This is a genomic window from Kordia periserrulae, assembly GCF_003054265.1.
Classification (GTDB): domain Bacteria; phylum Bacteroidota; class Bacteroidia; order Flavobacteriales; family Flavobacteriaceae; genus Kordia; species Kordia periserrulae.
In genome coordinates, this window is the sequence record NZ_QBKT01000002.1 from 127973 (window position 1) to 150894 (window position 22922).

Here is a 22922-nt window from a genome sequence, read left to right on the forward strand (position 1 = left end):
CCTACATCACCATGCCACTAACCATTGAAAAGCAAGACGCCATTTTTATAGATTTTTCTTCCGATAATATTCAAACGGGCTTACTGAATCTGTGTTTGCCACTTATAAACTCTACTGTTGAAGAACTAAAAAAAAGATCGAACACGCGATTTACAAATCGTTTTGTGAACTCACATGAGGTTGTCATTTATAATTTATTGGGAAGTCTACTGACATTATCACACAAAACACTGATTTCGAGTTACAAGTTTTTGAAAAAGAAAGGGCTATTTCCAGAAGCAACTGAAAATGAGCGCTTAAAATCGTTTAGCGATCACTTAAAAGAACCCGAAATTCGTTCGTTTATATTAGAGCAATATCCATTACTGGAAAAATGGCTTATCAACGAAGCAAGTGTTTGGTTAAAACAAACCTGTAAATTGGCGGAACGACTTGAAAAAGATTATAAAATCATTCAAGAAAAGTTTTTCAATAATGAGGCGTTGGGAGAAATTGATTACATTACCTACGGCATGGGCGACAGGCATCGCGGTGGACAATCAGTAGCGATGATTACATTTCAATCGGGTAAAAAACTTCTGTACAAACCTCGCAACTTAGCTATTGACATACATTTTAGGAACTTTTTAAATGAAATAGACAAAGATGTACAATTAGGATTCATCACTCCAAAACTTATTCAATTTGAAACCTATGGTTGGGTTGAATTTATAGCATATACCTCATGCACGAAAGTTTCTGAAATTAACGATTATTATGAACGAATGGGAGCGTATTTGGCAGTTCTCTACACGCTAGAAGCAACAGATTTTCACTACGAAAATATCATTGCACATGGCGCGCATCCTGTGTTAATTGATTTAGAATCGTTTTTTCATCCATACTTTCCAACAGAAGGAACAGAAACCAATGAAGCTACCAATCAATCTGTATTGCGAACAGGACTTTTACCGAGCAAATCAGCACCTGTAGAAGGCGCTACGGATATTAGTGGACTTACCGATGTAGAGCAAAAAGAAGGATTGTTGCCCAATATGATATTAAAAATGGAAGGTGACAATATAGAATACGTGCGAGATAAAGGAGTTTTGCTAGGCGGAAATAATATTCCAATCCTTAATGGTGAAAAAGTGTCTATTTCGAAAAAGCACATGCCATATTTTAAATCAGGTTTTAAAAAAACATATAACTACGTTGTAAAAAACAAAGAAAAAGTAAAAAAAGAACTGCTCAATTTTGCTAACGATGAAGTGCGTGTTTTGTTTAGAAATACGGTGGCGTATGTGCATCTATTAGAAGAAAGTACACATCCTAAAATCATGGAAAGCGTTGAAAATGCACAAGAACATTTTAATATTTTGGCTGAGAAAATTAGAGTCAATAAAATTGCAAAACACTTTGTGCCACACGAAGCTGCTAGTTTAATGAAACGCGAAGTTCCACTATTTACGACCAAAGTAAATTCTCGCCATTTATGGGTTGAAGAAGATGTGTATTTAGAAAACTTCTTTGAAAGTACAGGAATTGAAACGGTATCAAACCGTATAGATTTGATGTGTGAAGCAGATTTAAAACGTCAACTTTGGATTATTGATGCTTCCTTTGAAATCAATGTTTCTGAAGAACATATCATACCAGAAAACAAACGAATCAATCCAAGAGAAGCTAAAGTTACGCCAACGCAAAAAGAACTGCTCGACGAAAGTTTGAAAGTAGCAAACTATATTGAAAATACAATCCATCTAACGAAAGACTCATGTAGTTGGTTGGTGTTTAAACCTATAAATTTAGAAGGAACTTCATATAGAATAGCCGAATCGTTTTACGATTTATTCAGCGGAATGCCTGGAGAAATTCTCTATTTTGCCTATTTGTATGAAATTATGGGTGATGAAAAATTCAAGAAAATTGCTGTCAATGCTGTTACATATTTACAAGAAAAACTACAAAATTCGAAAGATGCTATCAACGTATTAGGTTTTTACACAGGCTGGGGAAGTATTATTGACTTATACACAAAACTTGCAATATTGTGGAAAGATGATTCGTATTTAGAAAAAATAGAAAAACTTTACGAAGAAATAGATTTTGAGGCATATTTAGAAAAAGATCAAGATTTTTCTCTAGTAAAAGGAGCTGCGGGATTTATGGTGGCAAACATCAACTATTATAATCAAACCACTTCAGCAAAAGCCTTGGAGTTGGCTGAAAAGTCAGCTAGGTATTTACTGAATAAAGCCCAAAAAACAGACGATTATATTGCTTGGAAAATCATTAGTAAAGTACCAATCAGTGGGCTTTCGCATGGTGCTTCGGGGTTTGCACTTGCGTTTGCAAAATTATACAACGCTACAAAAGATGACTCTTATCTAACAATTGTTGAAAAAATCCTTAATTACGAAAAAACACTATTTGTAGAAGCACAGCAAAATTGGCAGGATTGTCGCGATATCATCACACAAACTTTTCCTAATCAAATCATGTGTGCAACCACTTGGTCACATGGAGCAGCCGGCATCGGTTTGGCACGATTGGAAATGTTGAAACTCGGAATTCCTTTTTCAAACCTAAAAGAAGATTTGGAAATCGCATTACAAACAACACTAAAAAACGGCTTTGGAGGAAAACATTCGCTCAGTGCAGGAGATTTTGGCAATCTTGAATTGCTACTGCAATATGCCACGTACTATAAAGATGAAAACGTGATGCATCAATTGCAAAATATCTTACGCTCTCTTATGGACGACATTTCTGAAAATAGTTGGAAAATTGGAACAAAACGAATTCAATCTTTAGGTTTAATGACAGGAGTTACGGGAATTGGATATCAATTTTTACGAATGGCATATCCAAACAAAGTACCTTCGTTATTAGTTGCTTCTTAAAAAAACATAACATGCTTGAAAAGTGGAAACAAAAAATATGGTTGCAAATATTTGTCATCTATACACGATATTTAATTGGCGGAACTTTTGTGTTTGCTAGTTTGATAAAAATTAAAGGAACGCGTTTTACTTCTGAAAGTGGAGCTGATAACCCAATCAATAGTGCGTGGCACTTTTTTGAAACATTATACGAGTCAGGATTATATTGGCGATTTATCGGAATAGCACAACTTACAGCCGGATTTCTCTTAATGACACAACGATATGCAAAACTAGGTGCTATAGTAAATTTCCCAATTATCTTAAACATTTTTATCATCACACTTTCGTACTATTTTGCCTTTACACCAGTCATAACTGGAGCAATGTTGTTGGCAAATTTTGCATTATTAGTTTGGGATTGGAACGAATTGAAAGTACTATTCAATAAAAAACCAACATACTCTGAAAAAATACGCTTGGAAAATGATAAAACGTGGGAACTTACCGGATTAGCATTATTCTTATTTACCTTTGGCTATCGTGCTTTTGTAAATAAATACGATATATTTTTGTGGTTTGGAGTGAGTGTTTTAATAGGATTGATAGGACTCATCATCGGATTGAAGCGACGCAAAAAAACACAACCAACACTGCATATTAAATAACCTTCTTTATCACGCGCAATCGATGTGTATGTCGGCGGGTTTCTATGTTGAAAATCCCAGAATGGTCAATACGATCAATTCTTACTTTTCCGTGTGCGTGAATGATATAGTTGTTTTCCATAATGATGCCTACGTGAATAATGTTGCCTTCTTCATTATCGAAAAATGCCAAATCGCCAGGTTCACTCTCTTCAATAAAACTCAAGGCTTCTCCTTGTGTTGCTTGTTGCGATGCATCGCGAAGTAATTTATAACCGTTCAACTTGTACACCATTTGCGTAAACCCTGAACAATCAATTCCGAAAGGCGTTTTTCCGCCCCACAAATATGGCGCGCCCAAATACATGTACGAAGTTTTGATAAGATTTTCTTTTGAAACAATACCACTCACCGTATTGCCATCATGTTGATGCGATAATAAATTCAGAGAATTTAATACCGAGCCGATAGGAATAGGCATCAAAAGTGATTCATCTGTGACGAACTCCACCAAATCGGAAGATAATACAAGTTGTTCTGTATCTTTTTCTTTGTAGATTTCTTCTGTAATTTCTACGTATTGTTTGTTGTCAATCCAACCTTCATATTTATCAAATGCAATACGAATGCGACTCCATTTTTTGCGTTGTTCCAATACTTTAAAATGTTCTCCATACAACACTTGCGATACAAGTTCACTTGTATCACTTGGTTCGGCACGAAGCGGAACAATACTCAAATTGCAAATTCCATATTGCATGTACTAAAGTCAGGTGTTTTTTTGAATTGGAAATTAAGCTCTTTCAACAACAAATGCAGAAGCACCACCGCCACCATTACAAATAGCTGCGGCTCCTATTTTTGCATCATTCTGTTTCAATACATTCAACAAAGTAATCAAAATTCGCACTCCAGAACAACCTAATGGATGTCCTAACGAAACCGCGCCACCGTTGACATTTACTTTATCGTCTGACAAGCCTAAAATTTTCATATTTGCCAATCCAACTACTGAGAAAGCTTCGTTAAATTCAAAGAAATCTACGTCTTCTAAGTTAATATTTGCTTTAGCCAATGCTTTTGGAAGTGCTTTTGCAGGCGCTGTCGTAAACCATTTTGGTTCGTGTGCTGCATCGGCATATCCTTTTACAGTTGCTAATGGTGTCAATCCTAATTCTTCAGCTTTTTCAGCGCTCATTAGCACCATCGCGCCAGCGCCGTCGTTGATGGTAGAGGCATTTGCGGCAGTTACGGTACCATCTTTGGTAAAAGCTGGACGTAAACTTGGAATCTTTTCCATTTTTACGTTTTTATATTCTTCATCTTCGCTAACGATGATTGGTTCACCGCGTCGTTGTGGTACTTCTACAGGAACAACCTCATCCGCAAACTTTCCTTCTGCCCAAGCTTTTGCAGAACGCTCGTATGACTGAATCGCAAAGGCATCTTGGTCTTCTCTTGAAAATTCATATTCTGTTGCACAGGCATCCGCACAAACGCCCATAGCCACATTATCATATACATCTACCAAACCATCTTTCTGCATGCCGTCTTCCATTTTGGCTGGTCCAAATTTGGTAGCTGTTCTTGCATGGTAATAATGTGGAATTAAACTCATGTTTTCCATTCCTCCCGCAACTACAATATCAGCATCACCCAAAGCGATGGCTTGTGCAGCTTGCATTACGGCTTTCATTCCAGAAGCACACACTTTATTTACAGTTGTGCAAGGAACCGTATCAGGAATTCCGGCAAAAATCGCGGCTTGTCTTGCAGGTGCTTGTCCAGTACCCGCTTGCACAACATTCCCCATAATCACTTCTTCAACATGTTCTGGAGCCAAATTAATTTGTGCCAAAGCACCTTTGATTGCTGTAGCTCCGAGTTTTGGAGCAGGTATAGAGGATAAAGCACCTAAAAAACTTCCGATAGGAGTTCTTGCAGCTGCTACAATTACAACTTTTTTACTCATGATTTTCGCTTATAGTTTAATAGCTGCGAATTTAATTATTTTTTAGAAGATATCCGTAATAATACCATTTATAACTTGAAATTACCGCAATAAAAAGCGCTTTTTCCCTTTCTTCTTCTTTTAAAAAAGAAATCGTAGCTAAGGCTATGTTTGATTTTTTAAATTCGAATAAAGAAAAAAATCATCATTTTCTTTTACAGTAATTTCAAATCATAACTGGTATAAATTATCAATTAAGCAATAAAAGCTGCTGTTTTTTATGACAAGTGTAAGCGTTACAAAACGTTCTTCACCAGGTCTCTTTCCTAAACCTCAAAAATATACGCTTCAAATAATAAGTTGCGCGAAGTTTGATTACTTTTACATATTACCTATATTCGTTTAATGAAGCAGCTCATCACCAAATTATATAAAAATCAATCGTTTCTATATAAACTACTATTACACATTTTAACCACGGTTTTAGTAGTATATCTTTTCCCGAAAGGCGGAAAATTTCAATATGAGTTTCAAAAAGGAAAACCTTGGCAATACGAAACGCTGATTGCGCCTTTTGATTTTCCAATTATCAAATCGCCAGAAGAAATAGAAGCTGAAAAATCGCAATTGACGACCGATGCAAAAACGTACTATGAGTATGATAGCGAAGTTGTTGAAAAAGTGCAAAACGATTTTGAAGCGCAGTTCAATCAATTATTTTCACTGGATAGTTTGATAGATTCGAGCAGTTTTAATGATTTAAAGCGAAAGACGCGTCAATTGTTGGATAATTTTTATCGAAATGGCGTTATTGAAACTGTTGACGAATCGCAACATGATAAATTGGTAGTATTGATGGAAGATAATGTGGAAAAAGGAATTGTCAGTTATGACAGTTTTATAAAGCTCAACAATCTTCAAGAATATATTAAAAAGTTTGTGGACAAAACGGGATTGCAAAGTTATGAAACGCTTTTGTACAATCTGTTCTTTGAAATCATAGAACCCAATGTAAAACTCGATCAAGAATATACCAATTCAGTATTGGCAGCCGAACTTGACAAAATAGCGCCCACACGCGGAAATGTTCAAAAAGGCATTCGAATCATTGCCAAAGGAGAAGTTGTAGAAGGACAGAAGCTAGAGCAACTCAGTTCCCTCAAAAAAGAATACGAATCGCAGGTTTGGAACGAATCCAATTACAATTGGATCGTTTTTGGCTATATCATTTTAGTCGCATTGGCGTTGATGATGTTGTTGTTATTCATTCGAAAATACCGTCCAGAAATCTACGAAAACAACAATAAAGTCACGTTTATCTTCATGAATATTGTGTTCATGATAATCCTCACGACACTTATTGTAAAATACAATACCAAATACGTATATGTTGTGCCTTTGTGTATTTTACCGTTGATTCTAAAAGCATTTTTTGATGCGCGATTGGGCTTATTTGCGCACGTTCTTACCGTATTACTATTAGGATTCATTGTGCCAAATAGTTCAGAATACATCTTTTTACAAATCATTGCGGGAATCGTGACCATTTTGACCGTTTCGGAATTGTACAAACGGGCAAATCTCTTTATTTCTGTCGGACAGATAACGCTAATTTACATTGTAGCGTATTTTGCGTTTTACATTACGCATGAAGGCGGGATCAAATTTTCGGAAGTTTTCAGCATGAACGAATCGGGTGATTTGCATGTTATTTGGATGTACTTCTTACAATTTATGTTGTGCGGACTGGCAACGTTATTCGTGCAACCGTTAATTTATATTTATGAAAAGATATTTGGACTGGTGTCAGATGTGTCTTTGCTGGAACTTTCGGACACCAATTCCAAACTTTTGAAGCGACTTGCCAATGAAGCACCTGGAACCTTTCATCATTCACTTCAAGTGGCAAATCTCGCGGAAGCGGCAGCCAGTGAAATCGGCGCAAACACGATGTTGGTTAGAGTAGGAGCGTTGTATCATGATATTGGAAAAATGAACAATCCGACATTTTTCATTGAAAATCAGGCAACTTCGGTAAATCCTCACGACGAATTAGCACCCGATGAAAGTGCAAAAACCATTATTGATCATGTGCTAGACGGTATCGAAATCGCGAAAAGTAATAAATTACCAGACAGAGTCATCGATTTCATCCGAACACATCACGGAACATCAACAGTGTATTATTTCTATCAAAAAGCCAAAGAAATAGATGAAGACGTTCCGATTGAAAAATTTCAATATCCAGGACCGATTCCTTTCTCTAAAGAAACCGCCATTTTAATGATGGCAGACTCGGTAGAAGCGGCTTCTAAAAGCATAAAAGAGCCAACATCACAAATCATCGATGATTTTGTAGAGCGTATCATTAACAAGCAAATGGACGAGCAGCAATTTATGAATGCAGATATTACTTTGAAAGAGATTGTAATCATCAAAAAAGTCTTGAAAAAGAAGCTAAATAACATCTATCATTTACGAATTGAATATCCAGAATAATCAATAGTCAATTGAAAATTAAATTATTGCGAAAAAAATAATTACAAAACGCCAAAAAAGTACAGAAATAGTTGTGTGATACGAAAGGAACAGTTACATTTGCAACCGCAATTTCACAATTGTACAAGTTCTTATTCAAAAGAGAATAATGGAGAGGTGGCAGAGTGGTAATGCAGCAGCCTGCTAAGCTGTCAACCTTCGGGTTGCCCGGGTTCGAATCCCGGTCTCTCCGCATTTTTACTGAAAAAATCACTATGTAGTCTCTCAAATTTACTTGGGATAAGCTACATTACGATTTTATGATTTTTCGAGGTGTAGCCTCTCGACATGGCTCGAGATAAACTACATACGAATTTATCACTTTTCGGGGTGTAGCGTAGCCCGGTTATCGCGCCGCGTTTGGGACGCGGAGGTCGCAGGTTCGAATCCTGCCACCCCGACACAGAAAAGTGCTAGTTTATCCGTTGATGCGATAAACTACACAGACAAATTGCTATATGCAATGGTCGCGTAGCTCAGCTGGATAGAGCATCTGCCTTCTAAGCAGACGGTCACAGGTTCGAATCCTGTCGCGATCACAAGTATATCAAGGCTTTCGAGAAATCGAGAGCCTTTCTTGTTTTTAATGTGCACGAGATTTGCACAAAAATCTAGATTTGTAGTAATTATATTTCTTACTGAAACTACAGACGCAAACAATCACAAAATCATCACAGCAGAAACAGATTGTGTATTTTTGTATGACAAAAGATTTCTAGTCAAAAAAGATACCGAGTACAGATACTTGAATTATTAAAAAAACAACAATAGTCTTTTCTATAGATAACCAAATTTCTTCTCATTAGTGACTTGATAATTGCTGTAGAAACTATGAAAATCACAGATAAATTCTCCCCAGTATCTCTTGAAAATTTACTTTTTCAATAAAGCTGACAAGGTATAATTCCAGTTACATTCCAACCTTTTATACGCCAATTATAATTCAGTTATAACAATATGAAAGGGTTGCGGAATGCTTTGGTGTGAACAGAAATCTTGTATCAGTATCAATTAAAATTTACAAGATGAACTCAGTAAAACTTATAAAAAACAATCATAGCAAAGCACAACGATGGTGGGTATTTGTCGTACGACTCGTGGGCTTTTTAGTGTTTGTGATTCCGCTCATTCAACCCATGTATTCGTACATGATTATTGGTATGGAAGAAGTGGAATTTTCAAAAACAAGAACCATTTTGGTCATTGTGGGATTTGTCACTTGCTCCAATGGAAAACTTATCGGAATCGTAAATAATAATGTGGGAATGTTTATCAGACAGGCACTTAAAAAATTAATTTCTTGATGAAAGACGAAGAAACAGTTAAAAAACAAAAATGGTATAAACGTTTTTTTGATGTATGTCAAAAATATCGCTTGTTTACGTACATTCCAATCTTAGTATTGTCGGTATCATCCTTTAGCTTGCGTCAAAAGAATGAAGTTTTAGTCGATCGTGTTGGACGTTTGGAAACCTTGAATGAAACATTGGTGTCCAATATGATTTTGTATAACAGAGGTTTTGAAACTTTTCCAATGCCTATTTTTCAAAAGCTAAAGCGTGGAAACCGTTTTATTGCACAGTATTTTAATCCTGCGTATGTTCAATTGATGGGGCATAATTTTAGCTATAACCGATATGCGTATATCGGGAAAACGGATTATGAATACTTTTCAAAACGAACTGCTGATTTGTATTATAGTTATGATGTGTCTGTAGCATTTACGGGAATTCCAATGAAAATTGCTGTCACAATCAAAGATTCATCAGACACAAAATTGAATGTAGACGTGATGAAATGGCGTCAAATTCGTGAAAAAGACACGTTGATTTACGGAATGATTATTTTAGAAAAACCGATGTAATTACTTTTTAGAAAGTCCTGTTGTACTAAACAGGATTTTCTATTTTTTATGAGAATAAATCACTCTTCCACCCAACTAAAATATTTACTTTTAATCGCATCTTTTTCCGCTTCCAAATACGCGATAAACGCATTGGCAACTGGAGAAAGCGACTTATTTTTGAGCCAAACAATATTCCACTGTGTGTGAATTGGTAATCCTTTGTGTTTGATGATTTTGATGTCTCCATTATCAACTGCATTTTTAATTCCCAACAACGGCATTATAGAATATCCCAAACCTGCAATAACCGCTTGCTTCAGTGCTTCGTTGGAAGTTAATTCAATTTTTTTCTGGATAGATACATTCTTTCCGTCGATAAATGCTTCCATTGCATTTCGAGTGGCAGAACCTTTCTCGCGGTACAATAAAGGTTCTTCAACAAAAATATCTTCAATTTTTCCCGTTCTTCGAGTTTCACGTTCGCGTCCACCAACCAAATACAAACTATTTTTTAGTAAAGGAAATGTTTCTAGCGATAAATGTGTTGGTAGTACAGAAACTAAGGCAAAATCAACGCGATTTTCTTCCAAATCTTTCACTACATTCTGCTTATTGGTCACGTCAATCGTAAAATCAATTCCGGTGTGCTGATTGACAAATCCTGATAAATAATACGGCAATACATATTTTCCTGTAGAAACACATGAAAGTGTCAATTTTCCCGCCAACTTTCCTTGATATTCTTTGGTTTTATGGTCAATAGTAGAAACCTCATCCAAAATTTTTTGCGCTGTGGCGGCGATTTCTTTTCCAAAATTTGTCACGTACAATTTTCTTCCTACAACTTCGGTGAGTGGCAAGGGAAACTGATCTTGAAATTTTTTAAGCTGAATAGAAACAGCAGGTTGTGTTAAAAATAACGCTTCTGAAGCTTTGGTAATGCTTTGTTTTTTAACAATTTCCACAAAGACTTTTAGTTGGTGTAATGTATAGTTCATAAATGTAGCTTATGTTTTTCATAATAAATATAAATAAAAATATATGAATATAAAATATAACCTTTGCACTGTAAAATAAAAATGATGTCAAAAACTATTGTACTCAACGATAAAATTAAAAACTCTATCCGTTCAGTTAAAGTTCGAAATGATGACACCATCTTCTCTATAAAAATAAACAAAAATTGGCTTACTGCGCTGCTGAAACGTATGGCTTTTACAGGAGTTTTAACAGGATATGTATTGATAACATACCTAAGTTACAGCATCAACGTAACACATTTTTGGACTTTAGTCAAAGTAGGTGTGATTTTAGTATTACTCTCATTTTTTATGCAAATACCTAACAAAAATTAAATATTGAATATTATGGCAACAACAGAAGTAATGCACAAAGTAAAGTTGGTAGACGGAAAGTTTACAGCTTTGGAAGCAAAAGAAGTAATCAACTCGTTAATTGACGAAAAAATCAATTTTCACAAAATTCACCGTTTGGCATTGTGTGAAGGAAACGAAAAGTCAGATACTACTTTTGACGACAGCAGAGTAGGAGAGCTGATGCGTGAAAAAGAAGATTTCAGAGAAATCTATATGGAAGCAAAAAAAGCAGGAAAACAATTGCGAATTCAAGGAACATTAGAAATAGAAATCATTGACTAAAGGTAGTATTTATACCTGAAAATCAGATACATGGATTTACATTTACTATTCGATAATTTAACGAATCCGGCATTATTATTTTTCGTTTTAGGAATTTTTGCAGCGCAGTTAAAAAGCGATTTAGAGATTCCAAAAAACTCTTCAAAATTCATCTCTTTATATCTCTTGCTTGCTATCGGTTTTAAAGGTGGGCAAGAGTTAGCTCATAGCAATTATACAGCAGATATCGGTTGGTCGCTTGTGATGGGAATTGCATTGGCAATCATAGTGCCTTTGTATTCGTATTACATTTTACGATTAAAATTTACAGTTGAAAATGCAGGAGCCATTGCTGCAGCGTACGGTTCTGTAAGTGCGGTAACGTTTGTAACGGCTATCAGCTTTTTAGAAATGGAGCAGATTGAATACGGCGGACACATGGTCGCAGTGATGGCGTTGATGGAAGCACCTTCGATTATTGTAGGAGTACTGTTAATGCGAATTCACTCTAACGGAAAAAAGTCGTACGGCGAAATGCTCGGACTCGTAAAACACGCAGTCACTAACGGAAGTGTATTGCTCATTTTAGGAAGTTTGGTCATCGGTTTTGTAGCAAGTGATGCACAAGCCGAAGGAATCAAACCGTTTACCACAGATATATTTAAAGGATTTTTAGCAGTTTTCTTGCTCGATATGGGAATTACCAGTGGAAAGAAAATTGGCGCGCTTATCAAAAAAGGATGGTTTGCGCTCATTTTCGCAATTTTTATTCCAATTGTAAACGGAATTACAGTAGCATATACATCGTCACATGTATTGAGTAGTGATGGCGATCGTTTATTGTTGGCTATTTTGGCAGCAAGTGCTTCGTATATTGCGGTTCCTGCTGCGATGCGAATTGCAGCACCGAAAGCAAATCCGAGTTTGTATTTACCCATGGCATTGGCAATTACGTTTCCGTTCAATATTACGCTCGGAATGCCAATGTATATGTGGTTTATACAGCATTCATAAAAAGTATCTACCAGAATTCACATTTGAAAAATGGCGCAAGTCTTACCAACCCATTGGTAAGGCTTGTTTTATTTTTGCTTGAAAATAGCTTCAAATGCAGCATACACTGCCAAATGCAAAGCATCTCCGTGATCTTGTGCTTCTAGAAATTTAAAAGCTAAGGAATACTTTTTCTCGCCTTCCACATTCAGTTTGTAATACAACTCTTTGGCAGTTCGCTCCATAGTGGGACCTTCTTTTCCAACCGCGATAAAAATAGATTTTTCCTTTTCAAAAGTAGGAAGCTGCATTTGCAAAAGCGATTCATCATTCCACCATAAACTTGGACTCACAATAATATAATTGTCAAATAATTCAGATTGTGTAAAGAGAATTTCTGTTGCTAATAAACCGCCGAGCGATTGTCCAATGAGGGTTTTTGTAGTTGTAGTTCGATAATTCTTCGTGATGAATGGTTGCAGTTCTTTTTCAATAAATTGAATAAACTTTTCAGAGCCGCCTGTGGTTGGAAAGTCTTTTTTGTCTTGTTCATTTTTGGTGGGAAACGTGAAATCGTGTTTTCTATCAATATTTGAAATGCCGACAACAATTGACTCAGGCACCATTTGAATCCACGAAAAAGAGCCAAATTGTACCAAACCAACAATATGAATAAAATCTTCATTCAGCGAACCATCTAGCAAATAAATAACAGGATAGGTTGCAGCAGTTTCTTTGGCATAACTTTCTGGAAGATATATGTTCAGAATTCGTTCCTGATTTAAAATTTTTGACGAAATCGTCACACTTTCGCCAATGGTAATCGGTTTACTTTTAGTTTCAAGATTTTGCGCGATCGTAGCATTCTTCCACAAGAAAAACGAAAGAATAAGTAGGAATAGTTTTGGATACATCTGTAATTTTTGTTGAAGATACTAACTTTCTCACAAAAAAATAGATTAGTAGAAAATTCGTTCTTTTACTCAGTTTTTGGATAAATAAATACTCGTCATTTCGAGCGCAGTCGAGAAAACTTAGAAAAGCTAGAGTTTCGATTTAATCTCTACTGCGCTCGATTTGACACTCAGTGTAAAAGACTCATATTTATATATTAAAATTAGTGCGTCGAACTCATACTAATCTAAATTAATATCAAGATTAAAAAAACTACGAAAGCCCAATACGCTCGTATAGTTTTTTCATTAAATTCTCTTTCAGTTCAATAATTTCAGGTGTTTGCTCTTGACGGTGATAATAATCAAGCATCAACTTTGCGTAATTGATAAACACCTCATCGGTTGGTTCTGGACACGGTTCAAAGTCATAAATTTGCGCTTCTGGAAGATTGAAAAATGCACCGCCAGTGGTGTGATTTACACGGTCATGCTCCAATTCAAAATTCTTTGCGTCTGCGGTAATATCGCCTGCTTTTTCGCAAGAACCATAAATATGTAAGGTCATATAGCGTTCTGTTGACGGATTTCCCATTTGGTGAATCATTGCGTTGACAACTTTTACAATAGCACCTGCCGTTAAAATTTCCTTCTTCGCAAAACGCAACTGATTGTTTTTGTTTTGATAAATAAAATGATGGGTATTTCCAAACACTTGCACCACGCCCCATTGTGTGTATCCGTGATTGTGAATAGAAGAATAATCACCAGGATTCCATGACATTGCCATAATTTCAAACTGTCCACCATCGTAAATCATTTTACGCCCGTAGCCATCTTCAATCGGATGGTCAAAATCAGCATACGCTTCCAAATCTTTTTGCGTGATTTGTGCGCGTTCAACAAATTCCTTAATGTGCGATGCCGTGACTTTTTCACCACTATCAATAGCATCTTGAATCCACATTTTTAAGTTTTCTAGTGCAGGGGCTAAAACTACTTCTTGTACCATGATGTCCTTTGTGTTTTTTAGTTTATTTCTCAATTATTCAAATACATATTGCATGATAATCATGTCAACCCATTGTCCGTTTCGAAAGCCAATTTGATGTTGACGACCTACAATTGTGTATCCTAGTTTTTCATTATATGCAATACTTGCTGTGTTTGTGGCAAAAACTTTGGCAACCAAATGTTTGTAATCTAGTTTTTTACATTGTACAATTACAAATTTTTTCATTTGTGTTCCGTAGCCTTTTCCCAATTCCGTTTGCGTGAAATACACGGCAGTTTCACATGCAAAACGATATCCTTCTCTGTCACTGTAGCGTTTTATAATTCCCCAACCAATCACTTTTTCGTCTTTTGTGTAGACATATAATTTTTCTCGATGGTTAAAATTCGCTACCCAATTCGCAACAGCTTCGGTGGTTTTTGGCGTTTCTTCCATATTGGAAGTTCCCAATGTGATGTATTCGTTATATATGTCAGCAATTATCTGATAATCAGATGTGTTTGCTTCTCGTATGTTTGTATTCGTTTGCATGTCAATCGTTCAGCGTCAATATCTTTCCAGGTGTGTTGTCTTGCATTTTTGTGTTTTGAATAAGATGCGAACCATTTACCCACAAATGTTCAACACCTGACGATAATTTTCGTGGCGACAAATAGGTGGCATTGGCTTTTACGTTTTCAGGATTGAACAATACAATATCTGCATAGTAATCTTCTTTAATTAAACCTCTGTGTTTCAACTGAAAAAACTCTGCTGGCAAATAAGTCACTTTATGAATGGCTTCTTCCCAGCTCAACATTTTTTTTTCAATGACGAAACGCTGTAAATATTCCGTAAACGCTCCGTACGAACGCGGATGCGGCTGTCCAATACTTTTTGGCGCGTTGATCGGATAACTCCACGAATCGGTACAAATCATGGAATTTTGCCACATCACAGCGGTATCAATATCTTTTTGGTCAATGCAATGATATACCACCCACGTTTCGGTACTTGCAGTTAAAATATTTGCCATTGCTTGTGCTAGCGAAATATGTTGTTCTTCAGCAATTTCAGACACATTTTTGTTGTAATAGTCTTTTAAATCATCCGAAATAATTAACATGCGTGATAAATCGTAATCTTTCTTTTCAATCCATTCTGCAATAGCTTGAACATTTTTGGCATCTTTCATTTTTTCCGCTACAGCGGGAATGCCATCTTGTAATAAATATTTTGGAATAAACGCGCGCAATTTGGTAGAAACAGCCGTGTACGGATACACATCGCACGCCGCTTGCAATTCACTTGTTTTGTTAAATTCTTCAATTTTATGAAGCACCTTTGGTATTTTTCCCCAATTTTCTTTTTCCGCCGCTTTGATATGACTGATTAACACACGAATATTCGCTTGCTTTCCGATAGTGAGTGCTTCTTCAACAGCTTCTTCCAAGCCATCGCGTTCGTTGCGAACATGTGAAGCGTAGACGCCACCTTTTTCAGCGGCAACTTTTGCGAGTGAAACAATTTCATCCATATCAGCAAAACAGCCTGGCGCATAGATTAATCCTGTGGAAATTCCGAGCGCACCTTCGTCCATAGCTTCTGCCAACGCCGTTTTCATGGCTTCCATTTGTGAAGGTTTCAAGTTGTGCCAATCGTCCATATTTCCAGCGCGTAAGGTACTGTGTCCGACCAACGTAGCAATATTGAATTGCAATGTACTTTCTATTTGATTGAAATATTCTTGAAGCGATCGCCATTCAAAAGGAAAACCAATTTCGTTAGACAAACGATTCATGGTTTTTACCAAATGTTCACCAATCGGAGCTGGCGATGTACCGCAGTTTCCAAAGATTTCCGTTGTAATTCCTTGATACAATTTATGGTCTGCCGCATTTGGAAAGAAATACCCAAAACCTGTCGAAGCATGTGGGTCAATAAAACCAGGTGTTAGCACCAATCCTGTCGCATCAATCGTTTGTTTGGCTTCTGGCGTTATAAAATTTTCATCGTGATAGTGAATACATGCAATACGGTCATTTTGGATACCCACATTACCAATCTTGGCAGTTTCCTTGTGTCCTGTACAAATTTTTGCGTTTTGTATGTAAAAATCTAACATGTACTTGCTATCGTTTTTTGTTCTATGGTATATTTTTCTAGTAAATTGAGTTGGACTTGACAGTTTTTTACACTTTCCATGCATACAAAACCGTTTTCCATTTCCACATTCGGCGCAATGATATCTTCTAAAAAGTAACGATCGGACGGACTTAAATCGTGTGCGCGTGCATTCGGTAAATAGGAAGCCATGCGTAAGTTGAGTATTCTTCCAATGCCAGTTTCAAACATACCGCCAATCCAACACGGAATGTTGTGTTTAGCGCAATATTGGATGATTTCGATACTTTTCATTACACCGCCAACACGTCCTACTTTGAGATTGACTTCATCCAACACGCCTAAATGATGTAGTTTGATGACATCACCGAGCGATTTTATTTCTTCGTCATAACAAATAAATACCGACGGATTTTCTTGTTTGGCTTTCAACAATAAATCGAATCGAGCAGGAGCAAACGGTTGTTCTATCATGGTTTGATAGCTATTTGCAAAATAATTGAACACCTCAAAATCAGCATCTCCAAAACTTCCATTCGCGTCAAAACCTACATAGGTATCTGCTTTAAACAACAACGGATTGATGTCTTCAAAAAAGTCAGTTTGAACGTTTGGTGATATTTTAAATTTTAGGCGTCTGTATCCAGTTTCTAACGCGTTTTTCACCACTTTTTTAATGTGGTTAAGGTCTGTGTAGAGTCCAAGAGAGATGCCTACAGGTACTTTTTGTAATGGTGTGTTTTCTAACAATTCAAACGGCGAATGACCTGTATTTTTTTCAATGACTTGCAACGCGGCCATTTCTACGGCGGCTTTGGAAAAGTTCCAACCGCGAATTTTATCGAGTAGTTTCAGTAAATCACCAAAAGATTGTTCCGCTTTTAAAAACGGCACGATAAATTGATTCACCAACGCAATAGCGCCATCAATAAATTCGGCAGAGTAGTATGGGTCAGGTCTGCACGAGCATTCTCCATAGCCTTTTACATCATTGGCATCAGTCCATTCTACAATCAAAGCTTCACGAGAATTTCGCACGCCAATTCCGGAGACAAATTGTTCTTTTTGTGGTAAATTTAAGCGTATAAGACGAATGTTTTTAAAAGAGATGGGTAGTTTGTGTATGTATTCTTTTGTTTTTGACATTCTGTCTTCGTCTATTAGGGTAGCGCGGTGTTTTCTTTAAAACAGTGCAAAGGTACAAAATTTTAACAGAACATTGAAGAATCGTTAAATTTGTAAATAAAAGCAGAAGATATTTTTAATAATCTATAAAGTTAGTAGGGTTTTGTTGTGAATAAAATAAAAGAGCATTGTTTTCTAAATTGGAGAAAACAACACTCTTTCTAAATTTATACTTCAATATTTATTTTACACCTCTTATTGAAAAAGTTACTTTTGGATTTGGTGTAAATTTTGGACTAGTCCAATTCCAGACTTGAATAAAACCGTTTGGTCCCATTTGAAAAGTTTTTTTGGTAGTATCTCCAGCTGCAAGCGTATAGTTGTCAATTATGAACTTTCGGTCATTATAGGCATAAATTATTGCTTCCAAATCTTCATCATCATTATCTACTATAAGTCTATAATTTTTTCCTGGTCTTCCATAAATTTTAGCACTTTCTTTTGGACTTAAAGTCTCTGTATTGGGTGCTGAAAAAACTTCAGAACTATTTCTCATTAACTCTTCGACTTTGTTTTGAATATTAGTTGATTCCATAATTTCTAAATTTTTAATAAGTAATTCCTACTCTAAAGGCTTTTCGGATTCCGCCATGATTGATTGAATAAATTTGCTAGCGTTTTATTTCTGAGGTGAAATTAGCTAGGAAATCAACGTGCGAGTAGATAAAAGGAATGAGTCGTGCGTTTTGAGTCACGAGATGGGAAATAGGAAGTATAAAGTCTGAAAACTATAGCTTGTTTGCCAACAACTATTTCAACGTTCGAAATTTACTAATAATCTCATCTTTATACTTTCCGCTGAGTGTGGCTTTATAATTGCCTTCTAACATGACCAAATTGTCTTTGGGAATGATTTCTTCTATTTTAAGAATGTTGATAATAAAGTTGCGGTGCGTTCGGTAGAATTTTGAGCTATCTAGCAATTCCAAAATTTTGACAAGCGATATAAGAATGACAAACTTTTCTTTCACTGTCATGATGTTACAGTATTTTTCTTCTACTTCTATATAAACGATTTCATCTGTGCGAACTTTTTTGAGCGATTTGCCTTTTTTGATGAATAAATGCTCTTGACTGATAACGGTATTTTCTTCTTCTGCTGTAAAGGAATTATCTTGACCGTAAAATTTTTCGATAGCATTTTCAATTGCGTAAATCAGCTCCAATTCATTATAGGGTTTGATAAGGTAGGCAAAAGGTTTTGTCAGTTTGGCACGATTAAAAATATCGCGACTTGTCGCACTTGTCAAAAATATAAACGGTTTGAGTCCGTTGGGTTGCACATCCACAAATTCTGCAAAAGAGATGCCTTCTGGGCGTCCATTTAGAAAAATATCAATGATGATGATGTCAAAATCTTTATGATGGAACATCTCGACAGCTTCTTGAAAATTTGTCGCTACTCCCGCGATGTAAAAACCATGATTTTCGAGCATTTGCGACAAATGTTCGCTTTGCTCTTGGTTGTCTTCAACAATCAATATCCGTATGTGTTCCATTAGGTAGGTTTTTTTGGTAGTGATAGTATAATTTTGGTACCTTTTCCCAATTCGCTTTCAATGGTAAAAGTACCGTTGTTCTTTTTTATCATCGATTTGCAGAGTTGCATGCCCAAGCCAGTTCCGATGCTGTTTTCGTGTTGTTTTTTTGCGAGTAGCGACGTGTCTTCTAACAATGCTAAACGCGTGGTTTCACTCATGCCGATTCCAGTATCTTCAACGATAAGTTGACAAAATTCTGTGTCGTTATTTTTTGTGTAAATCGTAATAGCATCACCTTCATTGGAAAATTTGATTGCATTGTCTAGTAAGTTTCGCAGCACAATTTTTAAGGATTCGCTGTCTGCCAACACAAATTCACTTTTAGCAACTGTATTTTTAAATGAAATTTCTTTATCCGCCAAGATTGCTTTGTAATTGTAAGCAACATGTTCAACTATCGTATGCAAACGAAGTGTTGTGATTTCAAAATGTGTTTGTTTGGTTTGTAGCAACGCCCAATTCAGCAAATTATCCAATAGCGTATAGGCACTGTTTACGATGCTGCTGTTGTTTTGTAATAAGCTGTTGACTTCTGTAGATTTTTCAGTTTCCAGCTTACTGATTAATTTTTTATTACTTGTTTTAATCGCATGAACCGAAGACCGCAAATCGTGACTCACAATAGAGAATAACTTATCTTTTGTGGCATTCAGTTCGTCTAAATCTTCTTTTTGTTGATGGATGATTTTGTTGCGTTTTACTTTTTCGCGATAGAAATAGAAGCTTACACCAAACATCACAAATAGAATTATTGCAGAATACAAATACATTTTACCTTGTGCATCTTTAACTTTATTATCTGCTTTTAAAATAGCAACTTCTTTCTCTTTCTTTTCAACGGCGGTCTTTTTTTCTTCTTGTGCTACGGCGTAAATTTTATTTTGATCGTTGACAGAATCTTTCCATTGTTCATATTCTTTTCGGTATTGTAAAGCTTTCAGGTAATCTTTTCGGTTTTCTTCTACAACCGCCATGTTTTTGGTAGTTTTTGCTTTAGCATCAAAATCATTTGTAGTTTTGGCTAAGTCGTATGCTTTTTGAAACAGTGGAATGGCTTGATCGTCCTTATATTGGTCGTAATATAGTGTAGCTAAATCACCATAACAACCAATCAACTGTATAGTATCTTTTCCTTTTTCATGTAAAGTGCGACTTTCTTTTAGGTATTTTTCAGCATTAGGGAATTTTTGTAGATGTAAATAGCACAGTCCAATATTATGCTTTACGCGATCCATTCTAACAAGAACATTTTGTGTTTTGGCTAATTCTTCAACTTTTAAATAATACGAAAGTGCTTTTTTAAAATCAGACTTTTCTAAGGCTATAGAACCTAATTTGGATAGCGTATTGGGTAAAAAATCAAATGTGTTTGAGATTTTTAAAAGCGCATTTTCAGCATCATTGTATAATTTTTTATTGAAAAAACTAAATCCTCTAAAAAAGAAAATATAATCATTCAGCTTTTGATTGTTAGTATCTGTATTTAAAATTTTTGAAGAATATACGAGTGTAGAATCCCATTCAGAAGCGGCTAAAAAAGTAACTACTTTTTGAAAGTCAGCATCTTTTTTTAGCGTAGCAGTTTTTTCTTCAATACTGTTAATTAACTTATCATACACAGAAACATTTTGAGAAAAAGTTAGTGATGTTAAAAAAAAAATAACGTAAAAAAAATTAATCTTTGATTTACAATACATAATTGTTTTTCTACAATGTAGGGAAAATGCTGAAAATATAAAAGTAGTGCTGATAATAACACTACTTTTTAGAACTTAAAATTTATGAAACTTAATTTCCACTAGCATCCTTTACGGTGGTAGAAGTACCTCTCGAAGCTTCTGGGTTTACATTAATTACAAAAGCCATTACTTCATCAATTTCATTAATATCTAAAACAACTTTATCTCTCATGTTATCATTGTTTTGTCTAAAAGGGGTATATTCAACATCTTCATTCTTTATTGAAAATTTATGCATTCTATACGTATCTCCTCTTTGCCTTTCAAAGCCAGTTCGTTTAAAACATACATAATATGTTAGTTGTAGTCGATCGTTTGGTCCCATCTCAAAATTTTGGTAAATATTAAAGCTGCTTTTTTGAAACTTATTATCTAGAAAATTTTCATAGAAGAAAATATTAGTAAAGATATTTGTTTTATTATTTCTAGTAGCTCTTAAAGCTCCAACTGTAGGTTGAACGACTAAATTTTCAGCATCACAGCTTTTCATATAATCATTATAGATTTCACTGAATTGTCCTTCAACTTTATTAATATTTCTTGCGATAAATTGATTGTTTAAACGTTTCACTACTTCTTCTTTTTCAGAATGAAGTATAAACTTTAAAAACTCGCAAGCTTTAGGAGATTCACACGGTTTGTTTTTTTGTTCCTTAGAAGAATCCTTTACAAGATTTATATGATTCCTTAAAAATGAATGAGCTTCACTATTTCCTGTATTTCTAATTTTCTTTAGTACAGATTCAAGAACTTCTGTTGTTGGTTTTTCTGTGAAAAACAATAATTTTTCTAAAAGAATGTATGCATCTTTACTAGATAAATTTCGTAATCTATCGACGACTTCATTTAAAGCATCGTCCTTCAAGTTTATTTTTTTAATTAAAATATCGATGAGGGATTGAGAACAATCTTCTAGTTCTTTTTTCTTTTTTTCTTCTATCAACTTTTTCAAGAAAATTTTTGCTTTAATGTATTTGTTTGGATCTGGGATGCCGACGACTAAGTTATAGTCAAAACTTTCATCACTTAATATCTTTCCTGGAATTGGGTGCTCTCTTCTATTACACATGATTTCAATGGTTTTAATTAGTTGTTCCTTACTCTATTGAGGCTTTTCAGATGCCGCCGTTTATTCATTTAATTGTATAGAATTGCTAGTTTGCAATGAAGCAATTCTATACAAAGAGAGTACAATTCGTTTTTTATTTTGGAAAAAATGGAAGGAAATACTCCTTTTTTGGAACGAAAACGGAAAGTTTAGGCATAAAAAAAGCGAACCGAAGTTCGCTGTACTATTGTTGAGGTATGTTTTGAAAAATTATTGGTCACTTTCTTTAATAATCTCCCGAATCCAGTCGTTTGGAATCATATCAATGGTCAAATTGACACGTTCAGTATTGCCATTATTAATCACTCTGTGCGGATCGGTTAAGCGTAAATACCAACATTCGCCAGGTTGCATTGGCACTTCTGTATCATTTAAGAAAAACTGAATGCCTTCTTTGTTTAAAATTGGAACCGTTAAACGAATCACAGATTTGTGAACTTCCAAGCCCAATGTTGGATCGGTATGTTGTTGCACCACAGAATTCGGAGCCAAACGCAACAAACGCACTAAGGTTACTTTGGTTTTTGCTTTAAAGGTATCTATGACTTCATTCAAATACGGCGAGCTTTTTAAATAATCCGTATCCATCCAATCGCACCAAGAACCATCCGCATAATCATCTGCTGGCGGTGGAAATGGAAGGGAAGTGTCTACCGTATGCGCAGGCGCACGAAGCGGAATCACATTGTAATATTCAAATTGTTGGAGTTTTAAGGCTTCAAATTCTGCCAACATTTTTTCGGCATCAAATGTAAAAGGAAGCTTTACTCTATCTGTACTTGCGGTTTTGGGTGCTGCGTGTGCCATATTTTCTGAATTAAGATTCCTAAAGTACTAAAAAAGTCGAAAATTGAAAATAGTC

21 protein-coding genes and 3 tRNA genes are annotated in these 22922 nt (G+C 35.6%); 11 read left to right on the forward strand and 13 right to left on the reverse strand.

Annotation, left to right across the window (positions count from 1 at the left end):
• Positions 1-11 precede the first annotated feature (11 nt).
• Both C8N46_RS04655 and C8N46_RS04660 read left to right on the forward strand, forming a co-directional pair.
• On the forward strand, positions 12-2885 hold the full coding sequence (locus tag C8N46_RS04655) for a type 2 lanthipeptide synthetase LanM family protein (RefSeq protein WP_108113714.1): 2874 nt from the start codon (positions 12-14) through the stop codon (positions 2883-2885).
• Between the two features lie 11 nt (positions 2886-2896).
• Complete coding sequence (locus tag C8N46_RS04660; RefSeq protein WP_108113715.1) at positions 2897-3532, forward strand: hypothetical protein; 636 nt, start codon at positions 2897-2899, stop codon at positions 3530-3532.
• Here C8N46_RS04660 and C8N46_RS04665 read toward each other — a convergent pair.
• Positions 3525-4271, reverse strand: a complete 747-nt coding sequence (locus C8N46_RS04665) for a C40 family peptidase (protein ID WP_108113716.1) — start codon at positions 4269-4271, stop codon at positions 3525-3527. The two genes, C8N46_RS04660 and C8N46_RS04665, sit on opposite strands and share 8 nt — an antisense overlap.
• A gap of 33 nt (positions 4272-4304) precedes the next feature.
• Positions 4305-5483 carry an acetyl-CoA C-acyltransferase gene (locus C8N46_RS04670; protein WP_108113717.1) on the reverse strand — a complete coding sequence of 393 codons (1179 nt, stop codon included), beginning with the start codon at positions 5481-5483 and terminating at the stop codon, positions 4305-4307.
• A 384-nt stretch (positions 5484-5867) separates the two neighbouring features.
• Between C8N46_RS04670 and C8N46_RS04675 the strand changes: the two genes are divergently transcribed.
• The 6 genes from C8N46_RS04675 to C8N46_RS04700 all read left to right on the forward strand — a co-directional run bounded on the left by C8N46_RS04675 (position 5868) and on the right by C8N46_RS04700 (position 9864).
• Positions 5868-7961, forward strand: a complete 2094-nt coding sequence (locus C8N46_RS04675) for an HD family phosphohydrolase (protein ID WP_108113718.1) — start codon at positions 5868-5870, stop codon at positions 7959-7961.
• 150 nt (positions 7962-8111) lie between these two features.
• Positions 8112-8193, forward strand: a tRNA-Ser gene (locus C8N46_RS04680).
• Between the two features lie 133 nt (positions 8194-8326).
• Positions 8327-8401: transfer RNA gene (locus tag C8N46_RS04685), tRNA-Pro, on the forward strand.
• A 64-nt stretch (positions 8402-8465) separates the two neighbouring features.
• A tRNA-Arg gene (locus C8N46_RS04690) sits at positions 8466-8539 on the forward strand.
• 486 nt (positions 8540-9025) lie between these two features.
• The gene (locus tag C8N46_RS04695) at positions 9026-9304 is read left to right on the forward strand and encodes a hypothetical protein (protein WP_108113719.1); all 279 of its coding nucleotides are present in this window, start codon (positions 9026-9028) and stop codon (positions 9302-9304) included.
• The gene (locus C8N46_RS04700) at positions 9304-9864 is read left to right on the forward strand and encodes a hypothetical protein (RefSeq protein WP_108113720.1); all 561 of its coding nucleotides are present in this window, start codon (positions 9304-9306) and stop codon (positions 9862-9864) included. The genes C8N46_RS04695 and C8N46_RS04700 overlap by 1 nt, the downstream gene beginning before the upstream one ends.
• Positions 9865-9923: 59 nt before the next feature.
• Here the strand turns inward: C8N46_RS04700 and C8N46_RS04705 are convergent, their stop codons facing one another.
• The gene (locus C8N46_RS04705; protein WP_108113721.1) at positions 9924-10844 is read right to left on the reverse strand and encodes a LysR family transcriptional regulator; all 921 of its coding nucleotides are present in this window, start codon (positions 10842-10844) and stop codon (positions 9924-9926) included.
• Between the two features lie 84 nt (positions 10845-10928).
• Between C8N46_RS04705 and C8N46_RS04710 the strand changes: the two genes are divergently transcribed.
• The 3 genes from C8N46_RS04710 to C8N46_RS04720 are packed head-to-tail and all read left to right on the forward strand — an operon-like array spanning position 10929 to position 12497.
• The gene (locus tag C8N46_RS04710; protein ID WP_108113722.1) at positions 10929-11201 is read left to right on the forward strand and encodes a hypothetical protein; all 273 of its coding nucleotides are present in this window, start codon (positions 10929-10931) and stop codon (positions 11199-11201) included.
• A gap of 12 nt (positions 11202-11213) precedes the next feature.
• Entirely contained in the window at positions 11214-11504 is a 291-nt protein-coding gene (locus C8N46_RS04715; RefSeq protein ID WP_108113723.1) for a hypothetical protein, read from the forward strand.
• A gap of 30 nt (positions 11505-11534) precedes the next feature.
• Positions 11535-12497, forward strand: a complete 963-nt coding sequence (locus tag C8N46_RS04720; RefSeq protein WP_108113724.1) for a sodium-dependent bicarbonate transport family permease — start codon at positions 11535-11537, stop codon at positions 12495-12497.
• Positions 12498-12565: 68 nt separating this feature from the next.
• Here C8N46_RS04720 and C8N46_RS04725 read toward each other — a convergent pair whose 3' ends face one another.
• The 10 genes from C8N46_RS04725 to C8N46_RS04770 all read right to left on the reverse strand — a co-directional run bounded on the left by C8N46_RS04725 (position 12566) and on the right by C8N46_RS04770 (position 22867).
• Positions 12566-13390 carry an alpha/beta hydrolase gene (locus tag C8N46_RS04725; RefSeq protein ID WP_108113725.1) on the reverse strand — a complete coding sequence of 275 codons (825 nt, stop codon included), beginning with the start codon at positions 13388-13390 and terminating at the stop codon, positions 12566-12568.
• Between the two features lie 253 nt (positions 13391-13643).
• Positions 13644-14381, reverse strand: a complete 738-nt coding sequence (locus C8N46_RS04730; RefSeq protein WP_146169729.1) for a cysteine dioxygenase family protein — start codon at positions 14379-14381, stop codon at positions 13644-13646.
• Positions 14382-14414: 33 nt separating this feature from the next.
• A complete protein-coding gene (locus C8N46_RS04735) occupies positions 14415-14915 on the reverse strand; it encodes a GNAT family N-acetyltransferase (RefSeq protein WP_108113727.1) in 501 nt (166 codons plus the stop codon).
• 1 nt (position 14916) lies between these two features.
• Entirely contained in the window at positions 14917-16488 is a 1572-nt protein-coding gene (locus C8N46_RS04740; RefSeq protein WP_158269079.1) for an N-acyl-D-amino-acid deacylase family protein, read from the reverse strand.
• Entirely contained in the window at positions 16482-17633 is a 1152-nt protein-coding gene (gene menC, locus C8N46_RS04745; protein ID WP_108113729.1) for an o-succinylbenzoate synthase, read from the reverse strand. Before menC ends, C8N46_RS04740 begins: the two co-directional genes overlap by 7 nt.
• 220 nt (positions 17634-17853) lie before the next feature.
• A complete protein-coding gene (locus C8N46_RS04750) occupies positions 17854-18207 on the reverse strand; it encodes a hypothetical protein (RefSeq protein WP_108113730.1) in 354 nt (117 codons plus the stop codon).
• A 214-nt stretch (positions 18208-18421) separates the two neighbouring features.
• Complete coding sequence (locus C8N46_RS04755) at positions 18422-19171, reverse strand: LytR/AlgR family response regulator transcription factor (protein WP_108113731.1); 750 nt, start codon at positions 19169-19171, stop codon at positions 18422-18424.
• The gene (locus C8N46_RS04760; protein ID WP_245896723.1) at positions 19171-20832 is read right to left on the reverse strand and encodes an ATP-binding protein; all 1662 of its coding nucleotides are present in this window, start codon (positions 20830-20832) and stop codon (positions 19171-19173) included. Before C8N46_RS04760 ends, C8N46_RS04755 begins: the two co-directional genes overlap by 1 nt.
• Positions 20833-21001: 169 nt before the next feature.
• Complete coding sequence (locus C8N46_RS04765; protein WP_108113733.1) at positions 21002-22021, reverse strand: hypothetical protein; 1020 nt, start codon at positions 22019-22021, stop codon at positions 21002-21004.
• 249 nt (positions 22022-22270) lie between these two features.
• Positions 22271-22867 carry an aspartyl/asparaginyl beta-hydroxylase domain-containing protein gene (locus C8N46_RS04770; protein ID WP_108113734.1) on the reverse strand — a complete coding sequence of 199 codons (597 nt, stop codon included), beginning with the start codon at positions 22865-22867 and terminating at the stop codon, positions 22271-22273.
• Positions 22868-22922 lie beyond the last annotated feature (55 nt).

Excerpts from the sequence above, each read along its gene's own strand:
- C8N46_RS04710 (WP_108113722.1), top strand. The coding sequence starts at position 10,929 with ATGTCAAAAACTATTGTACTCAACGATAAAATTAAAAACTCTATCCGT.
- C8N46_RS04715 (WP_108113723.1), top strand. The coding sequence starts at position 11,214 with ATGGCAACAACAGAAGTAATGCACAAAGTAAAGTTGGTAGACGGAAAG.
- C8N46_RS04655 (WP_108113714.1), top strand. The coding sequence starts at position 12 with ATGCCACTAACCATTGAAAAGCAAGACGCCATTTTTATAGATTTTTCT.
- C8N46_RS04670 (WP_108113717.1), bottom strand. The coding sequence starts at position 5,483 with ATGAGTAAAAAAGTTGTAATTGTAGCAGCTGCAAGAACTCCTATCGGA.
- C8N46_RS04770 (WP_108113734.1), bottom strand. The coding sequence starts at position 22,867 with ATGGCACACGCAGCACCCAAAACCGCAAGTACAGATAGAGTAAAGCTT.
- C8N46_RS04735 (WP_108113727.1), bottom strand. The coding sequence starts at position 14,915 with ATGCAAACGAATACAAACATACGAGAAGCAAACACATCTGATTATCAG.
- menC (WP_108113729.1), bottom strand. The coding sequence starts at position 17,633 with ATGTCAAAAACAAAAGAATACATACACAAACTACCCATCTCTTTTAAA.
- C8N46_RS04675 (WP_108113718.1), top strand. The coding sequence starts at position 5,868 with ATGAAGCAGCTCATCACCAAATTATATAAAAATCAATCGTTTCTATAT.
- C8N46_RS04705 (WP_108113721.1), bottom strand. The coding sequence starts at position 10,844 with ATGAACTATACATTACACCAACTAAAAGTCTTTGTGGAAATTGTTAAA.
- C8N46_RS04660 (WP_108113715.1), top strand. The coding sequence starts at position 2,897 with ATGCTTGAAAAGTGGAAACAAAAAATATGGTTGCAAATATTTGTCATC.
- C8N46_RS04665 (WP_108113716.1), bottom strand. The coding sequence starts at position 4,271 with ATGCAATATGGAATTTGCAATTTGAGTATTGTTCCGCTTCGTGCCGAA.
- C8N46_RS04740 (WP_158269079.1), bottom strand. The coding sequence starts at position 16,488 with ATGTTAGATTTTTACATACAAAACGCAAAAATTTGTACAGGACACAAG.
- C8N46_RS04755 (WP_108113731.1), bottom strand. The coding sequence starts at position 19,171 with ATGGAACACATACGGATATTGATTGTTGAAGACAACCAAGAGCAAAGC.
- C8N46_RS04765 (WP_108113733.1), bottom strand. The coding sequence starts at position 22,021 with ATGTGTAATAGAAGAGAGCACCCAATTCCAGGAAAGATATTAAGTGAT.
- C8N46_RS04750 (WP_108113730.1), bottom strand. The coding sequence starts at position 18,207 with ATGGAATCAACTAATATTCAAAACAAAGTCGAAGAGTTAATGAGAAAT.
- C8N46_RS04720 (WP_108113724.1), top strand. The coding sequence starts at position 11,535 with ATGGATTTACATTTACTATTCGATAATTTAACGAATCCGGCATTATTA.
- C8N46_RS04725 (WP_108113725.1), bottom strand. The coding sequence starts at position 13,390 with ATGTATCCAAAACTATTCCTACTTATTCTTTCGTTTTTCTTGTGGAAG.
- C8N46_RS04700 (WP_108113720.1), top strand. The coding sequence starts at position 9,304 with ATGAAAGACGAAGAAACAGTTAAAAAACAAAAATGGTATAAACGTTTT.
- C8N46_RS04695 (WP_108113719.1), top strand. The coding sequence starts at position 9,026 with ATGAACTCAGTAAAACTTATAAAAAACAATCATAGCAAAGCACAACGA.
- C8N46_RS04730 (WP_146169729.1), bottom strand. The coding sequence starts at position 14,381 with ATGGTACAAGAAGTAGTTTTAGCCCCTGCACTAGAAAACTTAAAAATG.